The organism is Agromyces binzhouensis, from assembly GCF_004135055.1.
Taxonomy (GTDB): Bacteria; Actinomycetota; Actinomycetes; order Actinomycetales; family Microbacteriaceae; genus Agromyces; species Agromyces binzhouensis.
Window position 1 is genome coordinate 1 of sequence record NZ_SDPL01000205.1, and the last position, 5,516, is coordinate 5,516.

7 protein-coding genes are annotated in these 5,516 nt (G+C 73.2%); 5 read left to right on the forward strand and 2 right to left on the reverse strand.

Annotation, left to right across the window (positions count from 1 at the left end):
* The coding region (locus tag ESO86_RS10685) for an FAD-dependent oxidoreductase (protein WP_242492322.1) at positions 1-715 on the reverse strand (715 nt) is incomplete at its 3' end.
* A gap of 172 nt (positions 716-887) precedes the next feature.
* On the opposite strand from ESO86_RS10685, the gene ESO86_RS10690 reads away from it, so the two are divergent.
* The 5 genes from ESO86_RS10690 to ESO86_RS10710 all read left to right on the forward strand — a co-directional run bounded on the left by ESO86_RS10690 (position 888) and on the right by ESO86_RS10710 (position 4,325).
* Positions 888-1,607 carry a FadR/GntR family transcriptional regulator gene (locus ESO86_RS10690; RefSeq protein ID WP_129234879.1) on the forward strand — a complete coding sequence of 240 codons (720 nt, stop codon included), beginning with the start codon at positions 888-890 and terminating at the stop codon, positions 1,605-1,607.
* Between the two features lie 161 nt (positions 1,608-1,768).
* Positions 1,769-3,238 (forward strand): NADP-dependent phosphogluconate dehydrogenase, encoded by a 1,470-nt coding sequence (gndA, locus tag ESO86_RS10695; RefSeq protein ID WP_129234880.1) that lies wholly within the window; start codon positions 1,769-1,771, stop codon positions 3,236-3,238.
* A gap of 45 nt (positions 3,239-3,283) precedes the next feature.
* A complete protein-coding gene (locus ESO86_RS10700) occupies positions 3,284-3,640 on the forward strand; it encodes a YidH family protein (RefSeq protein ID WP_129234881.1) in 357 nt (118 codons plus the stop codon).
* The gene (locus ESO86_RS10705) at positions 3,637-3,966 is read left to right on the forward strand and encodes a DUF202 domain-containing protein (RefSeq protein ID WP_129234882.1); all 330 of its coding nucleotides are present in this window, start codon (positions 3,637-3,639) and stop codon (positions 3,964-3,966) included. Before ESO86_RS10700 ends, ESO86_RS10705 begins: the two co-directional genes overlap by 4 nt.
* Positions 3,921-4,325 (forward strand): hypothetical protein, encoded by a 405-nt coding sequence (locus ESO86_RS10710; RefSeq protein WP_129234883.1) that lies wholly within the window; start codon positions 3,921-3,923, stop codon positions 4,323-4,325. The genes ESO86_RS10705 and ESO86_RS10710 overlap by 46 nt, the downstream gene beginning before the upstream one ends.
* Here the strand turns inward: ESO86_RS10710 and ESO86_RS10715 are convergent.
* Positions 4,322-5,516: AMP-binding protein (locus ESO86_RS10715; protein ID WP_129234884.1), on the reverse strand; the 1,195-nt coding region annotated here is incomplete at its 5' end. The two genes, ESO86_RS10710 and ESO86_RS10715, sit on opposite strands and share 4 nt — an antisense overlap.

Genomic DNA, 5,516 nt, shown 5'->3' on the forward strand with positions numbered 1-5,516 from the left:
CGGCGAGCGCGTGGCGCAGGCGCGCCGCACGAGCCGGGGCGGACGCCTCGGCACCCGGCGAGTCCCAGGCGACGAATCGGCGCCGTCCCTCGGGCAGGGGGAAGGACTCGAGCACGCCGGTGCGGTGCAGGTGCACGACCGCGACCTCGGCGTCGGCCCGCTCGCCCACGTCGGCGTCGGCCATGAGGTAGCGGTCGTGGTAGTCGTGCACGACCGCCCGCTCGGGCCGGAACACGAGCCGTCGACCCGATGCCCCCGCGGCCACCACCACGATGCGGGTCCGCCGCTCGACGATGTCGCCCGCGATCGCGGCGCGCACGACGACGTGGTCCGGCCGTGGCAGGACGGCGAGCACCGTCGCACCCCGGACCGGTGGGGGTCCGCCCGCGGCCAGCGCCGCCTCGGTGCGGTGCTGGGGCTGCGTCGCCACGAACGGGAACCGCACGGGCAGTCGGTCGAACCGCACGACGCCGATCACCTCCCGCGCGGCGCGGGCCTCGCCCCGCGAGACGCGTACCGCGCCCTCGAGCAGCCGCTCCGTGATCCCGGATGCCTCGAGCGCGGCGAGCACGGGCGGATGCACGCCGACCGCCCGGCTGCCCTGCCCGATGGCCTCACGCCGCTCGAGGACCTCTACGTCGAGCCTGCGCCGGGAGAGCTCGGCGGCCAGCAGGACGCCCACCGGACCCGCGCCCACGATGATCACGTCACGCACGACCGCTCCCGGTGCCGGCGAGCGAGCCGAGGCCGACGCGGCGTCGGGTGGCTGCACGTGCGCCGCCGCGGGTTCGGACGCCGGGCGTGCTCCTCGCGGACATGGTTCACGATATCCACGTCGGGCGCCGCCGGCCCACGCCGTGCCCGCAGCCCGCCGATATGCTCGCCGCATGGGTTCCCGCCTGCACGACCTGGCCGTCGAGCACCTCGGCTCGCGGATCGTGTCGGGTGACCTCGAACCGGGCGCGGTCCTGCGGACCGAGGTGCTCGAAGCCGAACTGCGGGTGTCCCGGTCGGTGGTGCGCGAGGCCGTCCGAGTGGCGCAGTCGCTCGGGCTCGTCGAGTCGGTGCGCCGCATCGGGATCCGGGTGCGCCCCATGGCGTCGTGGAACCTCTTCGATCCCTCGGTGATCCGGTGGCGGCTCGAGTCCGAGCGCAAGGGCGCGCAGCTGCGGTCGCTCACCGAGCTGCGCACGGCGGTGGAGCCGGTCGCGGCCGAGCTCGCGGCTCGGTTCGCGCCGCCCGAGCAGGGCGCCGAGCTCATGGGCATCGCGGCGGCGATGCGTGCGGCGGGGCGTGCGGGCGAGGCCGACGCCTTCCTCGAGCACGACATCGAGTTCCACCGAACGGTGCTCCGCGCCTCGGGCAACGAGATGTTCGCCGCGCTCGGCGACGCGGTCGGCGAGGTGCTGCACGGGCGAACGTCGAGCGGCCTGATGCCGGCGCATCCGAGCGAGGACGCGATGCAGTGGCACGTCGACGTCGCCGACGCGATCCTCGCGGGCCGGGCGGATGCCGCTCGCGAGGCCATGCTCCGGGTGCTCGGCCGCACTGCCGACGACGTGGAGCGCACCTGGCGCGACATCCCGAGGTCCCTGCCGACCCCATGAGGCGGGTCGACCACGCGCGATCGCATCACCGGGCGCGTCACGGCGCGCCATCCGTTTTAAATCATACTTATTCGGTGTCATACTGATTGGCGTCTGATTCTTCGGTGGCACCGCCCTGCTAGCGTGGTGCCGGAACCCCCACCCACGCAGGAGCCATGAGCATGCCCGAGAGCACCACCACCGCCCGCGCGAACATCGGAGTCGTCGGCCTCGCCGTCATGGGCTCGAACCTCGCCCGCAACCTCGCGAGCCGCGAGGGCAACACCGTCGCCGTGTTCAACCGCTCCCCCGAGCGCACGCACACGCTCACGGGCGAGCACCCCGAGGCCGGCTTCGTCGCCTCCGAGAGCTACGACGACTTCGTGGCATCCCTCGCCAGGCCCCGCACCGCGATCATCATGGTGCAGGCGGGACGGGGCACCGACGCCGTCATCTCCGAGCTCGTCTCGCGCTTCGAGCCCGGCGACATCATCGTCGACGGCGGCAACGCGAACTTCCACGACACGATCCGCCGCGAGGCCGAGATCAAGCCGACCGGCATCCACTTCGTCGGCGCCGGCATCTCCGGCGGCGAGGAGGGCGCGCTGCACGGCCCGTCGATCATGCCCGGCGGCTCGGCGGAGTCCTACGAGACGCTCGGCCCGATCCTCGCGTCGATCGCCGCGATCGCCGAGGGCGAGCCCTGCGTGACCCACATCGGCACCGACGGCGCCGGCCACTTCGTCAAGATGGTGCACAACGGCATCGAGTACGCCGACATGCAGCTCATCGCCGAGGCCTACGACCTCATCCGACGCGGCACGGGCAAGAGCCCCGCCGAGATCGCCGACGTGTTCGCCGAGTGGAACACCGGCGAACTCGAGAGCTACCTCATCGAGATCACCGCCGAGGTCCTCCGGCAGACGGATGCCGCGACCGGGCGGCCGCTCGTCGACGTCATCCTCGACGAGGCCGGCGCCAAGGGCACCGGCGCATGGACCGTCCAGAACGCGCTCGACCTCGGCGTGCCGGTCTCCGGCATCGCCGAGGCCGTGTTCGCCCGGTCGCTGAGCTCGAAGCGCGCGCAGCGCGAGGCCGCCGTCGACCTCCCCGGCCCCGACGAGGCGTGGTCGGTCGCCCCGGAGGACGCCGACGCCTTCATCGAGGACGTCCGCAAGGCGCTCTACGCGTCGAAGATCATCGCCTACTCGCAGGGCTTCGACGAGATCATCGCCGGCGCCGAGCAGTACGGCTGGAACGTGCACAAGGGCGACGTCGCGAAGATCTGGCGCGCGGGCTGCATCATCCGCGCCCGCTTCCTCAACCGCATCGCCGACGCCTACGCCGAGGACCCGAGCCTCGTCGCACTCGCCGTCGCACCGTACTTCCGCGACGCGATCGCGAACGGCCAGTCCTCGTGGCGCCGCGTCGTCGCGACCGCCGCGCAGGCCGGCATCCCGACCCCGGCGTTCTCCTCGTCGCTCGCCTACTACGACGGCCTGCGCGCCGACCGCCTCCCGGCTGCGCTCGTGCAGGGCCAGCGCGACTTCTTCGGCGCGCACACGTACAAGCGCGTCGACGTGCCGGGCGTGTTCCACACGCTCTGGTCGGGCGACCGCAGCGAGATCGAGACCACGCCCTCCTCGCACTGACCGATACTGGACGAAGGGATCCCACGCGAGGCAAGGAGGCGCGCAGTGCGCGAACCATCGTGGCGCCGCGACGGCGAGCACCCGGACTACCGGTTCACGCTCGCCAACGAACGCACCTTCCTCGCGTGGATCCGCACCGCGCTCGCGCTGCTCGCGGGCGCGGTGCTCCTCGACCAGTTCGCCACCGCCCTCGAACCGCGCGTCGCGGTGCTGGTGCTCGCGGTCGTGCTCGCGATCGCGGCGGCGGTCCTCAGCGTCGGCGCCTACACGCGCTGGCGCGCCAACGAGATCGCGATGCGGCGGAACGGACCGCTCCCGTTCAGCTGGGTGCTGCCGCTGATCTCCGCGATCGGGCTGCTCGCGGCCGCGGTACTCGCGGCCCTGTTCGTGGTGACGTCATGACGGACGCCGTCGCCCGCGATCCGGGCCTGCAGCCCGAGCGGACCGCGCTCGCGTGGACGCGCACCTCGTTCGCCGTCGCCCTCAACGCACTCCTCGTCCTCCGCGAGGGGCTCGTCAGCGACAAGGCCTGGCTCGTCGCGGCTTCCGTGGTCCTCCTGGCCGGCGCGGTCGCGATCCTCGCCGTCGGCTGGCATCGCCGACGGACGCTCGCCGCCGCGGCGGCGCCGCTGCCCCTGCCCCTGCCCATGGCCTGGACCGTGCTCGGCGCCACGCTGCTCGCGTGCGTCGCGGCGACGTGGTCGATGTTCGCGAGCTCGGCATGGTGAACCTCGGACCCGCAGGCGGGTGGGAGGAATCCGGCGGCCTCGACGACGGCCCCGTCATCGGTGCACGCCGCAGGCGCGCCATCCGCATCGCCGTGGTCCTCGCGCTCGGCGCGATGGTGCTGCCGGTCGTGCTGTCGGCGTTCGGCGTCGCCCGCTCGGCCGCCGCGAACGCGTGCGCCGTGTACGTCGCCGACCTCAGCCGGCTCGACGACTCGCGCGTCGAGTTCGACCTCTTCGCGCGCGGCGGGCCCGGTTGGCTGTGCATCGCGGTCGCCCCCTCCGGGTCGAGCACGGTGCTCGGCAACCTCGGGCCGATGCCCGCGTTCCCGAAGCCCGCGGCACCCGGCCGCGACGCCTAGTCGGCCGCCGCCTGACCCGACTCGACCGATCCGGCCAGCAGCTGCGCGCGCACCTGGCGCCGGATCACCTTGCCGATGAGCGAGCGCGGCAGGTCGTCGACCGCGACGACCCGACGGGGCACCTTGTACGGCGTCAACCGGTCGCGCACCGCGGTGCGGATGCCCTCGGCGTCGAGGTCGGCACCCGGCCGCAGCACGACTGCGGCGACGACCTGCTCGCCCGAACGCTCGTCGGGCAGGCCCACGACGGCGCAGTCCACGACGTCGGCGTGCTGGCGGACCGCCTCCTCCACCTCGCTCGGCGCGACGTTGAAGCCGCCCGTGATGATGAGCTCCTTGATGCGATCCACGATGCGGATGAAGCCGTCCTCGTCGATCGTGACGATGTCGCCGGTGCGGAACCAGGGTGCGCCGCCCGCGGGGTCGTCGACGAAGACCGCGGCCGTCTCCTCGGGCTTGTGCCAGTAGCCGCCGAAGACCTGCGGTCCGCGCACCACCAGCTCGCCGCGCTCACCGGCCGGCACGTCGTTCGACGGTTCCTCGGGGTCGACCACGCGGCACTCGGTGTCGGGCAGCGGCAGGCCCACCGTGCCCGCCTTGCGGGTCGGAGCGACCGGGTTCGCCATGAGGACGGGCGAGCACTCGGACAGCCCGTACCCCTCGACGAGGTAGCCGCCGGTCTTCTCCTCCCACGGCTCGACGACGGATGCCGACAGCGGCATGGCTCCCGAGATCGCGATGCTGATGCCCTCGAGCGAGACGCCCTGCTCGGCGGCGGCCGCGGTGAGGCGCTCGTAGATCGGCGGAACGGCCGGCAGGAACGTGGGCGGATGCTTCTTCACGACCTTCAGCACGAGGTCGGGGTCGAACCGGGGGAACAGCACGAGCCGCGACCCCATGCTCATCGCGAACGTGAGGCACAGCGTGAGGCCGTAGGCGTGGAACATGGGAAGCACCGCGTACACGACCGACGTGCCGCGCTCGATGTCGGGCACCCACGCGCGCGCCTGCGCGGCGTTCGCGAGCAGGTTGGCGTGCGTGAGCGTCGCGCCCTTCGGGCTGCCGGTCGTGCCGCTCGTGTACTGGATCAGGGCGACGTCGCCCACGCGCGGCGCGTGGATGTGCGGGGCGATGCGGTCGGATGCCACCAGCTGGCGCCACGGCACGGCGCCCTGCACGCTCGCGGTGAGC

Coding starts and splice junctions, on each gene's coding strand:
- ESO86_RS10690 (WP_129234879.1), top strand. CDS start 888: ATGGGTTCCCGCCTGCACGACCTGGCCGTCGAGCACCTCGGCTCGCGG.
- gndA (WP_129234880.1), top strand. CDS start 1,769: ATGCCCGAGAGCACCACCACCGCCCGCGCGAACATCGGAGTCGTCGGC.
- ESO86_RS10705 (WP_129234882.1), top strand. CDS start 3,637: ATGACGGACGCCGTCGCCCGCGATCCGGGCCTGCAGCCCGAGCGGACC.